This window comes from Nonomuraea sp. NPDC004186 (genome assembly GCF_053603495.1).
The window spans coordinates 1-15,037 of sequence record NZ_JBSGFQ010000201.1 but is presented as its reverse complement, the minus strand read 5'-3'; the positions used below and the strand labels follow the sequence as shown (position 1 = coordinate 15,037).

Here is a 15,037-nt window from a genome sequence, read left to right as displayed (position 1 = left end):
GGGTGATGACCACGCCCTTCGGCCGGCCGGTCGACCCGGACGTGTACGCCCGCCGCCTTCCGACCCGGTCGCGTCAACGCGTCCGGGTCGTGTAGGAATGGGCGCCGGCCCCGGCCAGGGCGCCGCCCTCCACGATCAGGTACTCCTCCCGGATCGGCGTGCCCTCCAGCCACGATTCGAGGATCTCGCGGGTGCCGGCGGCGTAACGCGCCTGGGCCGACAGGGAGGAGCCGGAGATGTGCGGGGTCATGCCGTGGTGCGGCATGGTCCGCCAGGGGTGGTCGGCGGGCGCGGGCTGGGGGTACCAGACGTCACCCGCGTAGCCGGCGAGCTGCCCGCTCTCCAGCGCGCGCACGATCGCGTCGCGGTCGGCGATCCTGGCGCGGGCGGTGTTGATCAGGTACGCGCCCCGCTTCATCGAGCCGATCAGCTCGTCGCCGAACAGTCCTTCGGTCTGCGGGTGGAGCGGCGCGTTGACGGTCACCACGTCGCAGTGCGGGACCATGGCGGCGGGGTCGGGGTGGAAGGTGAGCCCGAGCTCCTCCTCGACCTCGCGTGGCAGGCGGTGTTTGTCGGTGTAGTGCAGGTGTACGTCGAACGGCTTGAGCCGGCGCAGCACGGCCGTGCCGATGCGGCCGGCGGCGACGGTGCCGACGTGCATGCCCTCGACGTCGTAGGAGCGGGCGACGCAGTCGGCGATGTTCCAGCCGCCGTCCAGCACCGTCCGGTGGGAGGGCAGGTAGTTGCGCACCAGGGACAGGATCATCATCACGACGTGCTCGGCGACGCTGATGCTGTTGCAGTAGGTGACCTCGGCGACGGTGATGCCGCGGGCGATGGCGGCGTCGAGGTCGACGTGGTCGGAGCCGATGCCGGCGGTGACGGCCAGCTTCAGCTTGGGTGCGCGGGCGATGCGCTCGGCGGTCAGGTACGCGGGCCAGAACGGCTGGGAGATCACCACGTCGGCGTAGGCCAGCTCGCGGTCGAACTCCGAGTCGTCGCCGTCCTTGTCGGAGGTGACCACCAGGGTGTGGCCGCGTTCTTCGAGGAAGCGGCGCAGGCCCAGCTCGCCGGAGACGCTGCCGAGCAGGTGGCCGGGGGTGAAGTCGATCGCCTTGGGGCTGGGCAGCGTCTGGCCGCCCGGGTAGCCGGTCAGCGCGGGCAGGCCGTCCCGCGCGTATGAGCTGGGGTATCCGTCGATCGGGTCGTCGTACAGCACGCACAGCACCTTGGCCATGGCCTCTGCTCCTCGTCGTCGGGGGATGATCTCACTGTCCGCCGCCGTATATCCGCAGGTCAAAGCGTTTGTGCCTATCGGGTGATAGAGGGCTTCTATGCCAGGTGGTCGTGGGTGAGCCGGTCGAACACCTCGCGCAGGTCGAGGTCGCGGGCCAGGTCCAGCAGCGCCCGGGCCATCACCGGCTCCGGGCCCGTGCCGGCCAGGACGAGCCCCACGCGCGGCTCCCGGGCGGGCCGCTCCAGCCGGACGACGCGCATGCCTTCGGGCACCCCGAACATGTGCAGCCAGGCGTGCGCGATGACGCTGGACCAGCGGTGGGTCGCGACGTGCGCGAACAGGGCCGAGACGGTGTCGGTCTCGATCGCGGGCACGGCCACCGCGCCGGCCTGGCGGAAGTTGGCGTCCAGGATGCGGCGGTTGCGCATCTCGGGGGCCAGCAGGCACAGCGGCAGCGCGGCCACCTCCGCCCAGCGCGCCACCCGGCGCTCGGCCAGCTCGCCGTCGGACGGGGTCAGCAGCAGGTAGCGCTCCTCGTAGAGGGGATGCACCTCGCCGAACTCCTCCTCGTCGTCGAGGTACGTCATCGCCATGTCGATCTCGAACTCGGCCAGCCGCCGCGTGATCTCCCGCGACGACAGCGAGGTCAGCAGGACCCGTACGTGCGGGTAGCGCTCGCAGAACGGCGTGGTCAGCAGCGAGGCGGCGGTCAGCGCGGTCGGGATCGCGCCCATCCGCAGCGTGCCCGACAGCCCTTCGCGCATCTTCGACAGGTCCTGGCGCAGGGCGTCGGCGTCGGCGAGGATCCGGTGGGCCCACAGCAGCACCCGCTCGCCCTCCGGGGTCAGCCCGGCGAAGCGCTGGCCGCGCCGGACGAGGGGCACGTCCAGCTCGCGTTCGAGCTTGCGGATGGCCGCCGACAGCGACGGCTGGGAGACGTGACAGGCCGCGGCGGCACGGGCGAAATGCCGCTCCCGGGCCAGGGCCACCAGATACTCCAACTGGCGCAACAGCACGCCACAGGATGCCCCGCCCGCCCGCGCCGCGTCCATCCCCCCGCCGCGCGCCTTCCCGCAGCGGTCAGGGGCGGGGGCGCAGGGCGTCCAGCAGGAGCCCGGTCAGCCGGCCGGCGGGACGGTCGCTGTCGCGGGCGTGGCGTTCCATGGCGAGCGCCCCCGACAGCAGGGCCCGCAGGTCGGAGACGTCCACGTCGGCGCGGACGGCGCCAGCGCGCTGGGCGGCGCCGAGCAGGGCGCCGAAGGCCTCCCACACGTCGCGCTGGACGCCGTCGGACGGCTTGATCGGCGATCCGGCGGCCTCCAGGGCGTCGCACAACGCCTTGTTGAGCATCGCCTGATCGATCACCCGGCCCAGGAACGCGAGGAACTCCTCGCCGGGCCGCTCCGCTGCCGAGAGCGTGCGGGCCTCGTCGGCGAACTGCCCGATCCGGTCGTGGATCACGGCCTCGAACAGCGCCTCCTTGGAGGGGAAGTGCCGGTAGACCGTGCCGGCGCCGACGCCCGCCCGCCGGGCGATCTCGTCCAGTGGCACCGCCATGCCCTCGGCCGAGAACGCGGCCTCGGCGGCTTGCAGCACGCGGTCGCGGTTGCGGCGGGCGTCGGCGCGCAGCGGCTTGTCCGGCGTCATCGGTGGCTCCCTTCTAGACAAACGGGGCGCGCGTTCCGTATCGTCCAATCATGAAACGGGGCGTGCGTTCCGATTCTATTCCGTTCTCTCCGAGGGGATTCACCATGTCCGAGAACCTTCAGGCGGTCGTCGAGCACCTGCGCCAGGCCCTGGCGGGCAGGGACGCCGACGCCTTCACCGCCGTGTTCGCCGACGACGCCGTCTATGAGCTGCGGTTCGGCATGCCCGGGCAGCCGCGCCGATTCGAAGGCGTGCAAACCATCCGAGAGCACATGAAACAGGGCGCCTCTGGCGGGATCGCGCGGCTGCTGAGCTTCGACGACGTCCACGCCACCGTCTACGAGGCCGCCGACCCGGAGGTGGTCGTCGTCGAGTTCGAGCCGGAGGGCAGCGCCGGCGGCACGCCGTTCCGGTTCGCCTCGTCCCTCGGGGTGATCCGCGTCCGCGACGGCGCCGTGGTCTCCTACCTCGACTACCCCAACGCCGTGGGCGCCGCCGAAGCCGTCGGCATGCTGCCCGAGCTGGCGGCCGTGCTCGCGCCCGTGCGGCCCGGGAGTGCCAGGGAGGTCGCCGCGCGGCTGATCGAGGTCTCGGCGACCGGCGACTACGAGGCGATGCTCGCCCTGTACGCGCCGGACGTGGTCATCGAGATCCCGTTCGCCCCGCCGGGCGTGCCCACGCGTTCGGTCGGCAGCGACCTCCTGCGTGCCCGGGTCGAGGCGGTGAAGGGGCTGTGGCGATTCGAGCGCGCGGACGCGGTCAACCTGCTGGAGACCGCGGACCCGGACGTGGTGGTGGCCGAGTTCACCCTGCACGGGTCCGTCACGGCCACGGGCAGGCCGTTCGCCTCCACGTACGTCATGATCGTGACGGTGCGGGACGGGCTCATCGTGCACTCGCGCGACTATGGCAACCCGATGGCCTCGGCCGAGCTGATGCGCGAGGTGGCCGGCGCGTGAGAGCCCCGGTCAGGGGACGGTGAGCACCTCGATCAGCTGCTTGGCGAACTCCTCGGGGGCGTCGGTGAAGCTGTGCCCGCCGGGGAACTCGACCAGCCCGAGCCCGAGCCGCTCCGCCAGCAGCGCGGCCGGCCGGTACGGCAGGTGCCCCCTGGTCTCGCGCCCGGCGGCCAGGACCAGCCGGTCGGCGACACGGCCGAGCGCGGCCAGGTCGGGGACGTAGGACGTGAACTGCCGCAACTCATGCTCCATCATGATCGGAGCGTTGTTCATCAGCCGGGTCATCATCTCGGCGGCCCGGGGCGGCAGCGAGGCCGGGTCCGGCAGCGGCCGGAGGGTCCCGCCGATGCCCTCCATGAACCGGGCGGACGCGGCCGCGAGCCCCTGCTCGCGGAAGAGCCGGTGAACCTCCTCGACGAAGGCCCGCTGCGCGGCGGCGTCGGGGAGGACGGCGAAGCACGGCGGCTCGTGGGCGACCAGGCGGCGCACCCGCTCGGGGTGCCGGGCGAGCAGGTCGAGGCCGACGATGGCGCCGCTGCTGCCGCCGAAGACGCAGGCGGGCCGGTCGGGGGTGACGGCGTCGAGCAGCCGGCGGGCGTCCTCGCTCTGCACCTCGACCCGCTGGTCCACGGCCGGGCCGTCGAGGCGGCTGCGCGAGTAGCCGCGCGGGTCGAGGGTGATGAGCGTGAAGTGCTCGGCGAGCGGGCCGGCCAGTGCGTCGAAGACCGCCGCGTCACCGCCGCCGCCGGGCAGCAGCAAAAGTGCGGGTCCGTCGCCGCTGACCTCGTAGTAAAGCCTTGCGCCTGGTACGTCCAGCGTGGCCATGATGATCCCCTTTCGGTCGCTCCTAGGAATGCTAGCCTATTTCCTAGAGTCCCTAGGTTTCGTGGCCGCGCGGAACGCATCACAGGTGCCTGGACGTACCGAGAGGGGCTACTGGGGGGTGAAGGGGAGGTAGACGGTGCGGGCGTCCTTGCGTGCCCGCCGTGCCGCCGGGATGCGGGCGGTGGTGGCGGCGGGGAGCAGCCCGGCCGCCTCGTCCCAGGGGAAGAAGCCGAAGTCGTCGAGCTCCGAGACCTGCAGGACGATCTGGCTCGGATCCGTGACCGTGCCGCCGTCGAACAGGAAGTTGGCCATGCTCTGCGGCCGGTCGCCCACCGGCAGCACCCAGTCCACCACCAGGAGCCGGCTCACCGTCACGCGCAGTCCGAGCTCCTCCTCGACCTCGCGGACCGCGCACTCGTGGGGGTGCTCGTCGGCCTCCATGATGCCGCCGGGGATCGCCCAGTGGGGCCGGTAGTTGGGCTTGACCATGAGGACCCGGTCCTCGGTATCGGTGAGCAGCACGCACGCCGAGGCGTAGAACGCCGGAAGGGTCGCGTACCACTCGGCCGGCTCCAGGAACGACTTGCTCATCCGTCCACGCTACCCGTTCCGCCCCCGGGATCCCGGTAGCGCCGGGCCGTCTCTCGGTGCGCCGGCCCGGCCGCCACGCCGGCCGCGCGCTCGGGGGGCACCCCCGCCCCGATCAGGATCGCGGTGGCGGCCCCCGGTCCGGAGTCCTCCCACAGGCCGGCGTTGACGCTCTCCAGCAGCGACAGCATCAGGGCGCCGAGGGCGGGCGCGAGCACCTCGGCGGGCAGGTGGTCGTGGAAGACGCCATCGGCCTGCCCGCACCGGACGATGGCGACGGCGTCGCGCCGCGCCGGGTCCGTCAGGCTCGCAGTCACAGGACGCACTCGACCGCCTCTCCCGCGTCTTCCCCGAGGTCAGCGGCATGTCGGCGCGGATGGTGGTGGTGATGCCGGAGCGCGCCCGCGCCGACGTGCCCGCCGTCGGGAGCGCGGTGGAGGCGGCCGTACGGGACATCGAACGGCTCGACCAGGTCGCGGCGGCCGAACCGCCGCTGCCCACGCACGGCGCGATCATCGCCCTGCGGCCGCTGCTCTGAACGCTTCTTAAAGGGACCCGAGGCCCGCGGGCCCCGGCGGGCCAGGGACCGTCGGGTTCCAAACCTGCGCCGAGATATGGCGGGCAAAAGTTGTGGTGTACGGCTTTTGTGGCTTTTTGGGTGAAATGTAACTCCCGTGTTCTCAATGGCTGCCCACACTGGAGAGGCAGCCGGGGTGCGAGCCCGGGGCTGCGTTCGAGCCGTGGCAGGTCCGCCCGCCGCGGCACTCCGAACTCGGGGGGATCACAGTGAAACAAGTGCTTCTCGCGGCGGCGCTGGCGCTGGCCGCCGGTGCCACTGGTACCGCCGGCGCAGCTGTCCACACGCGTACGCCGGTGCCATCGCCGGAGGAAACGACCGCCGCCCCGGAGATGTCGCCGACTTCGCCAGAGATGTCGCCCACCTCTCCGGAAATGTCACCCACTTCTCCGGAAATGTCGCCCTCGCCGACCGCGACCGCCGCCGCCAGCCCGTCCGGACCCGGCTGCTCCGCGATCGAGGGCAACCTGGCCGAGATCGCGGACGAGCCCGTCGGCACCGCACTCTCCAAGATCTCCGAGCTGTCCAAGCTGTCGGAGGCGGTGAAGAAGGCCGGGCTCGAGGAGAAACTGGACTCCGCCACGGACATCACGGTCTTCGCGCCGGACAACAAGGCGTTCGACGCGATCCCGAAGGAAGCCCAGGACAAGCTCATGGCCAACAAGGAAGCGCTGACCAAGCTGCTGTCCTACCACGTCGTGATGGGCAAGAAGGCGCCGTCCGACCTGGTCGAGGGCGCCACGCTCAAGACCATGCAGGGCGGGTCCCTGACCGTGAAGGGCTCCGGTGAGAACCTCACCATCAACGATGCCAAGATCGTCTGCGGCGGCGTGACGACGAGCAACGCCACCGTCTACATCGTCGACAAGATCCTGCTGCCCCACTGACGGGATCTGCCCTATCGGGGAGCGCGGTCACCATCGGCCGCGCTCCCCGCCGGCTCCCGTCCTTCCCATGCCAGGGTTGCCGGCCGCGACTGGGGCGGTTGAGCGATCGCTTAAATCAGTCTATGGTCTGATTAAGCAGTCGCTCAAAAGGATGTCGGGGGTGCGGGTCGTGCCTGCTGCGGTCGTGGTCGGCGGGGGGATCGGAGGGCTGGCGGCGGCGATCGCGCTGCACCGGATCGGGTGGCGGGTGACCGTGCTGGAGCGGGCCGTCGAGTTCGGCGAGATCGGGGCGGGGCTGGCGCTCTGGCCGAACGCCACGCGCGCCCTCGCCGCGTTGGGCCTGGCGGACCGGGTACGGGCGATCGCCGGCGTGGAGACCGTGGGCGGGGTACGGGACCGGGCCGGGCGATGGCTGTCCAGGACCGACAACGCCGCCGTGGCGAGGCGTCACGGGTGGCCGCTGCTCATGGTGCACCGGGCCGAGCTGGTGCGGGTCCTCGTGGCGGCACTGCCAGCGGACCTCCTGCGGCCCGGCAGCGAGGTGCAAGCCGTGCGGCCGGACGGCGACGGGGTGGTGGTCGAGTATCGGGACGTACGGGCGCGGGTGGACGGCGCGGGGGCGATGGTCGAGCACCGGGGCGGGCGGGTCTGGGCGGGCGGTGAGGAGGAGCCGGCCGAGCACCGAGCCGGGCGGGTGCGGGCGGATGGTGCGGAGGTGGTGGTCGAGCACCGAGGCGGGCAGGTGCGGGCGGACCTGGTGGTGGGGGCCGATGGGATCCGTAGCCGGGTGCGGCGGCAGGGGTGGCCGGAGTCGCGGGCGCCTCGGTATGCCGGGTGTACGGCGTGGCGGGCGGTGACCGAGCCGCTGGGCGGGCGAGGCGCCGAAGGGGCGATTTTCTGGGGGCGCGGAGAGCGCTTCGGGTTCGCCGCGCTGCCGGACGGGCGGTTCTACTGCTTCGCTGCGGCCCGGGCGCCCGAAGGCGGCGAGGAGGACGCGTACGCGGGGCTCGTGAGCAGGTTCGGCGGCTGGCCCGATCCGGTGCCCGAGTTGCTGGCGTCCGTGCCCGAGGACGCCGCGCTGCGGCACGACGTGTACGCGATGCCGCCGCTGGCCACGTACGTGCGGGGGAGGGTGGCGCTGCTGGGGGACGCGGCGCACGCGATGGACCCGGCGCTGGGGCAGGGGGCGGGCACGGCGCTGGAGGACGCGGTCACGCTGGCCGCCTGCCTGCGTTCGGACCGCGACGTGGACGTGGCGCTCGCACGGTACGACCGGGTGCGGCGGCCTCGTACCCAGGCGATCGTGCGCCGATCGGCCCGGATGGGGGCGGCGTCCCTGATGGCGTGGGGACCGGGGGCGTGGTCACGGAACCTCGCCGCCCGCATGGTGCCGCCCGGGCTGCTGCTGCGGTCGATGGATCCACTCCTCGGGTGGACGCCACCCGAGTCGGCGGAACGGGGCACCGACCCGCTGCCCGAGCTCGATGGAAGGCCGGACGGAGGGCCGGGCGGAGGGTCGGACGGACCGCCGGGCGGACCGCCGGGTGGAGGGCCGGGTGGAGGGTCGGGCGGACAGCCGGGTGGAGGGCCGGACGGAGGACGGGGTGGAGGGCCGGGGAGCGATGCCTGACTGGACGTACCAGCCGCTGCGGGGGATAGCGGGGGCGCTGCTGGGCGTACGGCGGTCGCGGCGGATGGCGCTGCGGACGCTGGCCTGGACGGGATCGCTGCCCGGCGGCGGGCGGGCGGTCGCGCGGCTGCTCGGGCATCGGCACCCGCCCGCGCATCTGGCGGGCACCGTGGGCGGAGTGGCGGTGCGCAGCCGGCTGGGCGCGGCGGTGCCGCCGGAGGTGGCCCGGGACGCCGTACGTGCGCTGCCGCCGCTCGGGGCGGGGCTCATCCTGGTGGAGCCGGTCGGGCTCGCGGACGTGCCGCTGGTACGGCAGGCGGCGGCGGGCAGGCGGGTGCCGCTGCTGGTCCGCACGGGGGACCCGGCCGTGACCGCCGCCCTGGCAGCACACGTGGACGCGATCCTGCCGACGGACGACGAGGAGCAGCACCGGCCGGAGTGCGGCGTGGAGGAGTCCCGGGCGGAGCGCGGCGTGCCCCGGGGGGAGCGCGGAGTGGAGGAGGGTGAACTTGAGCGCGGCGTGGGGGTGGGCGGGGTCGAGTGTGGTGCGGGGGTGGGTGGGGTCGAGTGTGGTGTGGGGGTGTGTGAAGGGGGCATCGTGTTGCCCGCTTCCCCGGCCGTTGGAGCGGCGGCCCGCATTCTTGCCGATCCCGCCAAGGCCGTGCTCGCCACACCGGCCCTGCTGATCGAGGCAGGTCCCGGGTGGTTCGGTCGGGTGATGGAGGCGGCGACCCCCACCGCGCCCGCCCCCTCCCTGCGGGCCGTCGGTCGTGACCCCCGCCGGTGGCCCGGCTGGTGGTGGGGGCTGGTGACCGGTGCCGTCATCGCGGTCGCCGGGCTCGTCGCCGGGGCGGTCGCGCTCGGGCCGGTGCTGCTCTGGTACGACCGCGCCTTCCTCGACATGGACCAGGAGGCGTTACACGCCGTCAACCACCACCTGGTCCACTTCCTGCGGCACGACCGGATCACGCTGGCGGGCACGATGGTGGCCGTCGGCGTCCTCTACCTCGGACTCACCGCCGGGGGCATGCGCCGCGGGTGGCCGTGGGCGCGCGAGGCGTACCTGGTCTCGGGGGCGATCGGGTTCGCCGCCGTGCCGTACCTCTTCACCCACGGGTACGTGGAGCCGCTGCACACGGCGCTGGCCGTCGTGCTCCTCCCCATGTTCCTGGCCGCGGCCCGGCGGCCCCGGGAGCGCCCGCGATGGACCTCCCGCCCGGACGGACCCGAACGCGAACGCCGCCGGGCGCTCACCGGCCAGCTCCTCATGGTGGTCACCGGGGTCGGGCTGTTCGTCGGCGGCGTGGCCGTGTCGGCCGTCGGTCTCGGCGGCGTCTTCGTCCCGAGCGACCTGGAGTACCTGGGAACGGGGCCGGACGCGCTGCGGGCGGCGGCCGGGACGCGGCTGCTGCCGTTCGTCGCGCACGACAGGGCCGGGTTCGGCGGGGCGCTGCTGGCCGCCGCGGCGGCGATCACCCTGCTGAGCGCTTGGGGATGGCGGCGCGGTGAGTCGTGGGTGTGGTGGACGCTGACGCTCGCGGCCGTCGCCGGGTTCGTGCCCGCCGTCCTCACCCACCTGGCCATCGGGTACGTCGACCTCTGGCACCTCGCGCCGGTCCTGTTCGGGATGGCCCTCACGGCGACCGCCCTGACGCTCTCCCGCCCGTACCTGTGCTCCGCATAGTGCTGGTCGCCCTGGTTCAGCTCAGTGCGGCGGCGGCCCGCTCCCGGAGCAGGGCCTCATGGGCGGGGTCGGTGTTCAGGGTGACGGTCAGCCCGGCTTCGGCGGCGTCGGAGAGGACCGCCAGCAGCGTGGCGAACTGCTCGGGAGGCTCGTCGCCGAGCAGTTCCTCGGCGTGCGCCACGAACAGGGCGACGGCGCCGGTGTCGCGCAGCGAGTCGGTGAGCGCGTCCCAGTTGCGGCCGAAGTAGGCGGGCAGGCGCAGCACCCGCGCCACCTCCTCGAAGAAGGCGGCGCGGGTCCGGCAGGCCCGCCCGTCGACCACCGCCGGCGCCGGGCCGGTGGACACCGTGAGCCAGGACGGCAGCGGACGTTCGGCGGAGGTCATGGGCGTGCGTCCCTACAGGCGGTAGAAGTCGGTGTAGTGGTTGGGCGAGAACCACACCACGCCGGTGCTGCGGTTCACGACGATCCGGTACGCGTCACGCGCGGCCCCGCGCGCCCGGGAGTACACGTCGTACTCATAGTAGGTGGCGCCGCTGGGCAGCTGGCCCTCGCGGTTGTAGAAGCGCCCGCCGGTGTAGTTGTAGCGGCCGTCCGGCCAGGAGTACCAGCCGCTGGAGGTGGGATAGCCCTTGGAGGCCCAGGTCGAGCTGGCCGAGCGCGCGTCGGAGCACCGCGAGATGGTGCAGGAGTTGTAGACCGACGCGTTGGCGGGGGTGATGCCGACCAGGCCGATGAGGGACACGAAGGCGGTGAGGACGACGGTGAGCCTCACCGGCCAGGAACGTCCGGAGCGTTGCGGGGTGTGCACGAAGCCTCCTCGTGGGGGGTGCGACGGACACCGCAATGATCCCCGCAGAATGGGGCAAATAACGACAAAGATCACTAAAGGAAAGATGAACACTCGGAATTGGTCCAATCGGTCGGACCGCAAATGGCCCATCTCATAGGGCCGAATGGCCCATAGCCTCCTGGACATGCAATCCAACACCGTCCTGACCCTCCTTCAGGAGCAGCACCCCACGGTCCCCGAAGGGGCCTGCTCGATGACCGCCCTGATCGAGCTGCCACCGGGGGACCCGGGCACCCCGCCGCACCGCCACGCCGGCCCGGTCTTCGGCTACATGCTCGAAGGAGAAATGATCTTCGAGCTGGAGGGCGAGCCCGAGCGGGTCATCCGCGCCGGCGAGGCCTTCTGGGAGCCGGGCGGTGACGTCATCCACTACCAGGCGGCCAACAACCTCCCCGACACGTGGAGCCGTTTCGTCGCCGTGATGCTGTGCGCCCCGGGCGAGCCGATGCTCACCCTGGTCGGCGAGGAAGAGCTCGAACGCCGCCGCGACCGCCGCGCCCCACGCGGCTGACCGCTCATGAGGGGGCGTCGGTGCGGCCCCTGGGGTGGCGTCCGCGCCAGATCAGGAAGACGGCGCAGGACACCAGCGACCACGCCCCCAGCACCAGGAACGGCATCAGGCTCTGGTGGTCGCGGAAGTAGACGGCGGTGTGCTGGGCGTTGACCGACGCCCCCGGCGGCAGCCAGCGGCCGATGACGCCCAGCGGTGACGGCAGCAGCGGCCACGACACCGCCCCGCCGGAGGAGGGGTTGCCCAGCAGCACCATCAGCCCCCAGGTGGGAAGCATCGCCCAGCGTCCGAGGAAGGTGTGGAACATGGTGAACACCATCCCCGTCGCGAACATGGTCAGCGCCAGGATCAACCACGACTCCAGGACCGGCAGCTTCAACGCGCCCAGCAGCCAGTCCACGATCGCCACGATGGCGAACGCCCCGAGCCCGGCGTAGGCGGCGGTGAAGGCGATCCGCTCGCCGGGATTGAGCTGGGCGGCGTTGGCGCTCAGCTGGGCCGCCCCGGTGAACCCGATGATCACGGCGGCGAGCGTGATGTAGAAGATCGCCAGGCCGCGCGGGTCGGCCCGCTGGAGCGGCTTGATGTCCCTCATCGTGAGGCGCACCCCCACCCGGGCGGCGACGCGTGGAGCCTGCTCGACGAGCAGCAGCGCCACCGACGCGCCCGAGGCGCTCGAGACGTCCATCTCGACGTCGTTCCCGCGCACCGCGAATATGGCGAAGGCCCGCTGCTCCTCGATGGCCCTGACGGCGTCGGCGTACGTCCGCTGGAAGCGCAGGACGAGCGAGGACTCCAAAGACTGCTCCAGACCGGCGACGAAGGCCTTCCCCCGTACGGTCTGGGCGCTGACGCCGACGACCGCCACGGGCATGTGGTGCGGCGTCGGGGAGGCCATGGCGTACGTGTACGACCCGGCGAACAGCCCCGCCCCCGCCGAGAGGATCAGCGCCAGGACGGACGCGGGAAAGTACGGCGATCGCTTGAAGGCCGCCCACCAGTCACCCATGCGCCCACGCTAGGCAGGCGCCCGCCGGTCAGGGCCGCTGACATTCCCTCCCTGACGGCTAGCGAAGCCTTTCGTGACGGGCCCGTTCCCAGAACGCGCCGGCCCGCGGTCGAGCACGTGGCCGACCGGCCGTCGCCGTGCGGAGCGGGCGGTTATCCGGCCGCCGCCGTGCGCAGCGCGCGGTAGAGCAGGCGGCTGTCGCCCAGGTGGTGGCGCAGGAGCTTCTCCAGGCCGCCGATGGGGACCAGGTTCTGCGGCGCGCGCGGGTCCTTGTAGTCCACGCCGGCCAGCGGCGGCAGGGCGAGGGTGACCGCGTCGGCCAGCCGTACGACCTGGGCCGGTTCCAGCTCGGCGCTGGCCTCGCAGCGCGCCACGCCCGCCCACGGCGCCGACGACTGGACGGGAAGCCGCAGGTACCAGGCGTGCCGCCGCCAGCTCGTGCCCATCAGGAACACGGGCGTGCGCTGGCCCGGCGCGAGCGCGGCGACCACCGCGGACTGCGGCGGCGGCAGGTAGGCGGTGTGATGGGTCTTGATGTAGCCGATCGTGCGCGGCAGGTGCGTACGCCCCCGCAGCGGCCCGTCCACCAGCAGCAGGTCGTCGCCGCGGTCGCGGTGCCGCACCGCCAGGTCCACCTCCAGCTGGGTGACCAGCCGCTGCAACGCCAGGGACAGCTCCTCGAAGCTCGCGTCGGCGGCCTTGCTGGGCTCGTACGTGGCGTGCGTGGTCTTGACCTCGGGCGTGTGCGGCGAGGCGGAGATCAGCGACCGGTTGACCTGGATGGCCGCGAGGTCGGCGCCGTCCGGGCCGCAGCGGACGATGCCGGCCGCGTACGACGCCGCGATCCCCGGGACGGGCATGGGCGCGTCGGGATCGTCGACCCACACGCGGGCGTCGATCCTGCGGACCCCGTCGGCCACCAGCAGCGTTTCGGGAGGGGAGGCGTCGGGCCCGGGCGTGACGGGCTTCCAGTCGGCGGCCGGCCGCTCGATGTCGATGACCAGCTCGGCGCTGGTGGCGCCCATCTCGGAGAGGTTCTCGACGGCGAGGGCGGCGGCGTAGCCGGGGTCCCACGGGTCGACGGTGAATCCCGTCATGGAGCGATGGCCGCCTTCCGCACGTGGGAGCCCTTGCCGTCGCGCCTGACCTCGAAGCGCACCGGCACGCGATCGGCCAGCGCGGGCACGTGCGTGACGACGCCGATCAGGCGGTCCTGGCCGGCGGCCAGGCGTTCGAGGGTGCCGGCAACGGTGTCGAGCGTGGCCGGGTCGAGCGTGCCGAACCCCTCGTCCAGGAAGATCGAGTCCAGGCCCCGGGCGACGGCGCCGGACAGCGCCAGGGCCAGCGCGAGGGCGGCCTGGAAGGTCTCGCCGCCGGAGAGGGTACGGGCGCTGCGCCGCAATCCGGCCTCGCCGTAGTCGATGACCTCGATGTCGCCGGTCTTGTCGCCGAGGGCCAGCTCGTACTGGCCGTCGGACAGCTCGCGCAGCGTGTCGGAGGCCGAGGCGACCAGCACGGCCAGGGCCTCGGCGCACAGCCAGCGCTCGAAGGCGTTGGCCCGCAGGCGCAGGGCGAGCTCGTGGGCGACCTTGGCCTCGTGCTCCTTCCCGGAGGCCTGGAGCTCGAGGTCGGCGGCGCGCTTGCGCTCCTCCTTGAGGCGCTCGAGGGCGCTGTCGGCGCGGGCGACGGTCCCGGCGACGGCGGCGCCGAGCTGGTCGGGCGAGGCGTCGCGCGGGGCGACCACGCCGTGCTCGGCCAGCCGCTCGGTCAGCCGGCGGCGGTCGGCCGTGAGCCGGGCGCGGGCCTGCGCGAGCTGCTCCTCGCGTTCGGCCAGCTCGGCGCGGGCGGCCTGCGCGGCCCGGTCCCGCCAGCCGAGCAGCTCGGTCCACGCCCGGTGCAGGTCGCGCCGGGCGAGGAGCGGCGGCGGGTCCTCCTGCCGGCCGGAGACGAGCAGCCGGTCGCGGGCCGCCTCCAGCTCCCGCCAGGCGCTCTCGGCCTGCCGCTCGGTGCGCTCGGCGCCGGCCCGCGCCTCGTCCAGCTTCCCGCGGGCGGCGCGCAGCGCCCTGCGTGCCTGGGTGGCCAGCTCGTCGGCCTTGGCGATCGCGGCCAGCCGGCCTTCGAGCTCGGCCCGGTCCCCGGGGGCGGGCAGCGCGGCCAGTTCGGACTCCGCCCGCTCGGCCTGCGCGGTGAGCATCGACGCCGAGGTCTCGGCCCGCGCGTGGGCGGCCCTGGCGCGCTCGGCGCGTTCGCGCGTGCCCGCGAGGACGCGGTCGGCGGCGCGGATGTCGGCGGGCGGCTCATGCCGGGGCAGCTCGGAGACGGGGTGCCGGCAGACCGGGCACGGCTCGCCCACGGCCAGCCGCGGGACCAGGTGGGCGGCCGCGTGGGCGTCGCGCAGCCGTTCCCGCTGGGTCTCGGCGGCGGTCAGCGCCTCTTCGGCGGCTGCCCGAGCGCCGGCCAGGTCCCGCAGCGACGCGGCGGCCGTCGCGGCCTCGGCGCGGGCGCGGGCGGCGTCGGCGGCCAGGCGCTCGCGGGCAGCGGGCCCTTGGACCTCCTGTTCGCAAGAGAGATCAGGCCTCAGCTCACCGAAGGCGGACGGCTCCGGGTGAACGGCCGACCTTGAGGATCTT

General features: G+C 73.4%; 17 protein-coding genes. 6 read left to right on the top strand and 11 right to left on the bottom strand.

Features of this window, described 5'->3' with window-relative positions; translation table 11 throughout:
* Positions 1-73 precede the first annotated feature (73 nt).
* From ACWEPL_RS62575 to ACWEPL_RS62565, 3 genes are all read right to left on the bottom strand, one after another.
* Positions 74-1,237: an NAD-dependent formate dehydrogenase gene (locus tag ACWEPL_RS62575; protein ID WP_452442367.1), complete on the bottom strand. Its 1,164-nt coding sequence runs from the start codon at positions 1,235-1,237 to the stop codon at positions 74-76.
* 95 nt (positions 1,238-1,332) lie between these two features.
* Positions 1,333-2,253: a LysR family transcriptional regulator gene (locus ACWEPL_RS62570; RefSeq protein WP_452442366.1), complete on the bottom strand. Its 921-nt coding sequence runs from the start codon at positions 2,251-2,253 to the stop codon at positions 1,333-1,335.
* A 64-nt stretch (positions 2,254-2,317) separates the two neighbouring features.
* Entirely contained in the window at positions 2,318-2,884 is a 567-nt protein-coding gene (locus ACWEPL_RS62565) for a TetR/AcrR family transcriptional regulator (protein WP_452442365.1), read from the bottom strand.
* A gap of 104 nt (positions 2,885-2,988) precedes the next feature.
* On the opposite strand from ACWEPL_RS62565, the gene ACWEPL_RS62560 reads away from it, so the two are divergent.
* Positions 2,989-3,843 carry a nuclear transport factor 2 family protein gene (locus ACWEPL_RS62560; RefSeq protein ID WP_363969396.1) on the top strand — a complete coding sequence of 285 codons (855 nt, stop codon included), beginning with the start codon at positions 2,989-2,991 and terminating at the stop codon, positions 3,841-3,843.
* Between the two features lie 9 nt (positions 3,844-3,852).
* Here ACWEPL_RS62560 and ACWEPL_RS62555 read toward each other — a convergent pair whose 3' ends face one another.
* The 3 genes from ACWEPL_RS62555 to ACWEPL_RS62545 all read right to left on the bottom strand — a co-directional run bounded on the left by ACWEPL_RS62555 (position 3,853) and on the right by ACWEPL_RS62545 (position 5,573).
* Positions 3,853-4,668, bottom strand: coding sequence for an alpha/beta fold hydrolase (locus ACWEPL_RS62555; protein ID WP_452442364.1), 816 nt, complete (start codon positions 4,666-4,668; stop codon positions 3,853-3,855).
* A 108-nt stretch (positions 4,669-4,776) separates the two neighbouring features.
* On the bottom strand, positions 4,777-5,259 hold the full coding sequence (locus ACWEPL_RS62550; RefSeq protein ID WP_452442363.1) for an NUDIX domain-containing protein: 483 nt from the start codon (positions 5,257-5,259) through the stop codon (positions 4,777-4,779).
* Complete coding sequence (locus ACWEPL_RS62545; RefSeq protein WP_452442362.1) at positions 5,256-5,573, bottom strand: hypothetical protein; 318 nt, start codon at positions 5,571-5,573, stop codon at positions 5,256-5,258. Before ACWEPL_RS62545 ends, ACWEPL_RS62550 begins: the two co-directional genes overlap by 4 nt.
* 47 nt (positions 5,574-5,620) lie before the next feature.
* On the opposite strand from ACWEPL_RS62545, the gene ACWEPL_RS62540 reads away from it, so the two are divergent.
* From ACWEPL_RS62540 to ACWEPL_RS62525, 4 genes are all read left to right on the top strand, one after another.
* Entirely contained in the window at positions 5,621-5,794 is a 174-nt protein-coding gene (locus ACWEPL_RS62540) for a hypothetical protein (RefSeq protein ID WP_452442361.1), read from the top strand.
* Between the two features lie 413 nt (positions 5,795-6,207).
* Entirely contained in the window at positions 6,208-6,720 is a 513-nt protein-coding gene (locus tag ACWEPL_RS62535) for a fasciclin domain-containing protein (protein ID WP_452442360.1), read from the top strand.
* 169 nt (positions 6,721-6,889) lie between these two features.
* Positions 6,890-8,350, top strand: a complete 1,461-nt coding sequence (locus tag ACWEPL_RS62530; RefSeq protein WP_452442359.1) for an FAD-dependent monooxygenase — start codon at positions 6,890-6,892, stop codon at positions 8,348-8,350.
* Positions 8,277-10,034 carry a hypothetical protein gene (locus ACWEPL_RS62525; RefSeq protein ID WP_452442358.1) on the top strand — a complete coding sequence of 586 codons (1,758 nt, stop codon included), beginning with the start codon at positions 8,277-8,279 and terminating at the stop codon, positions 10,032-10,034. Before ACWEPL_RS62530 ends, ACWEPL_RS62525 begins: the two co-directional genes overlap by 74 nt.
* Before the next feature lie 16 nt (positions 10,035-10,050).
* Here ACWEPL_RS62525 and ACWEPL_RS62520 read toward each other — a convergent pair whose 3' ends face one another.
* The gene (locus ACWEPL_RS62520; protein ID WP_363969382.1) at positions 10,051-10,419 is read right to left on the bottom strand and encodes a barstar family protein; all 369 of its coding nucleotides are present in this window, start codon (positions 10,417-10,419) and stop codon (positions 10,051-10,053) included.
* Between the two features lie 12 nt (positions 10,420-10,431).
* Positions 10,432-10,845: a ribonuclease domain-containing protein gene (locus ACWEPL_RS62515; protein WP_355202410.1), complete on the bottom strand. Its 414-nt coding sequence runs from the start codon at positions 10,843-10,845 to the stop codon at positions 10,432-10,434.
* Positions 10,846-11,011: 166 nt separating this feature from the next.
* Here ACWEPL_RS62515 and ACWEPL_RS62510 point away from each other — a divergent pair, with 166 nt between their 5' ends.
* On the top strand, positions 11,012-11,398 hold the full coding sequence (locus tag ACWEPL_RS62510; RefSeq protein WP_452442357.1) for a cupin domain-containing protein: 387 nt from the start codon (positions 11,012-11,014) through the stop codon (positions 11,396-11,398).
* Between the two features lie 4 nt (positions 11,399-11,402).
* Here the strand turns inward: ACWEPL_RS62510 and ACWEPL_RS62505 are convergent, their stop codons facing one another.
* The 3 genes from ACWEPL_RS62505 to ACWEPL_RS62495 form a co-directional block, all read right to left on the bottom strand.
* On the bottom strand, positions 11,403-12,407 hold the full coding sequence (locus tag ACWEPL_RS62505; protein WP_452442356.1) for an ABC transporter permease: 1,005 nt from the start codon (positions 12,405-12,407) through the stop codon (positions 11,403-11,405).
* A gap of 152 nt (positions 12,408-12,559) precedes the next feature.
* On the bottom strand, positions 12,560-13,504 hold the full coding sequence (locus ACWEPL_RS62500) for a hypothetical protein (protein ID WP_363969377.1): 945 nt from the start codon (positions 13,502-13,504) through the stop codon (positions 12,560-12,562).
* Positions 13,501-15,037, bottom strand: a 1,537-nt coding sequence (locus ACWEPL_RS62495; RefSeq protein WP_452442355.1) for an SbcC/MukB-like Walker B domain-containing protein, incomplete at its 5' end; no start/stop codon positions are given. The genes ACWEPL_RS62500 and ACWEPL_RS62495, both read right to left, overlap by 4 nt.

Excerpts from the sequence above, each read along its gene's own strand:
- ACWEPL_RS62565 (WP_452442365.1), bottom strand. The coding sequence starts at position 2,884 with ATGACGCCGGACAAGCCGCTGCGCGCCGACGCCCGCCGCAACCGCGAC.
- ACWEPL_RS62540 (WP_452442361.1), top strand. The coding sequence starts at position 5,621 with ATGTCGGCGCGGATGGTGGTGGTGATGCCGGAGCGCGCCCGCGCCGAC.
- ACWEPL_RS62555 (WP_452442364.1), bottom strand. The coding sequence starts at position 4,668 with ATGGCCACGCTGGACGTACCAGGCGCAAGGCTTTACTACGAGGTCAGC.
- ACWEPL_RS62550 (WP_452442363.1), bottom strand. The coding sequence starts at position 5,259 with ATGAGCAAGTCGTTCCTGGAGCCGGCCGAGTGGTACGCGACCCTTCCG.
- ACWEPL_RS62510 (WP_452442357.1), top strand. The coding sequence starts at position 11,012 with ATGCAATCCAACACCGTCCTGACCCTCCTTCAGGAGCAGCACCCCACG.
- ACWEPL_RS62520 (WP_363969382.1), bottom strand. The coding sequence starts at position 10,419 with ATGACCTCCGCCGAACGTCCGCTGCCGTCCTGGCTCACGGTGTCCACC.
- ACWEPL_RS62505 (WP_452442356.1), bottom strand. The coding sequence starts at position 12,407 with ATGGGTGACTGGTGGGCGGCCTTCAAGCGATCGCCGTACTTTCCCGCG.
- ACWEPL_RS62500 (WP_363969377.1), bottom strand. The coding sequence starts at position 13,504 with ATGACGGGATTCACCGTCGACCCGTGGGACCCCGGCTACGCCGCCGCC.
- ACWEPL_RS62575 (WP_452442367.1), bottom strand. The coding sequence starts at position 1,237 with ATGGCCAAGGTGCTGTGCGTGCTGTACGACGACCCGATCGACGGATAC.
- ACWEPL_RS62535 (WP_452442360.1), top strand. The coding sequence starts at position 6,208 with ATGTCACCCACTTCTCCGGAAATGTCGCCCTCGCCGACCGCGACCGCC.
- ACWEPL_RS62560 (WP_363969396.1), top strand. The coding sequence starts at position 2,989 with ATGTCCGAGAACCTTCAGGCGGTCGTCGAGCACCTGCGCCAGGCCCTG.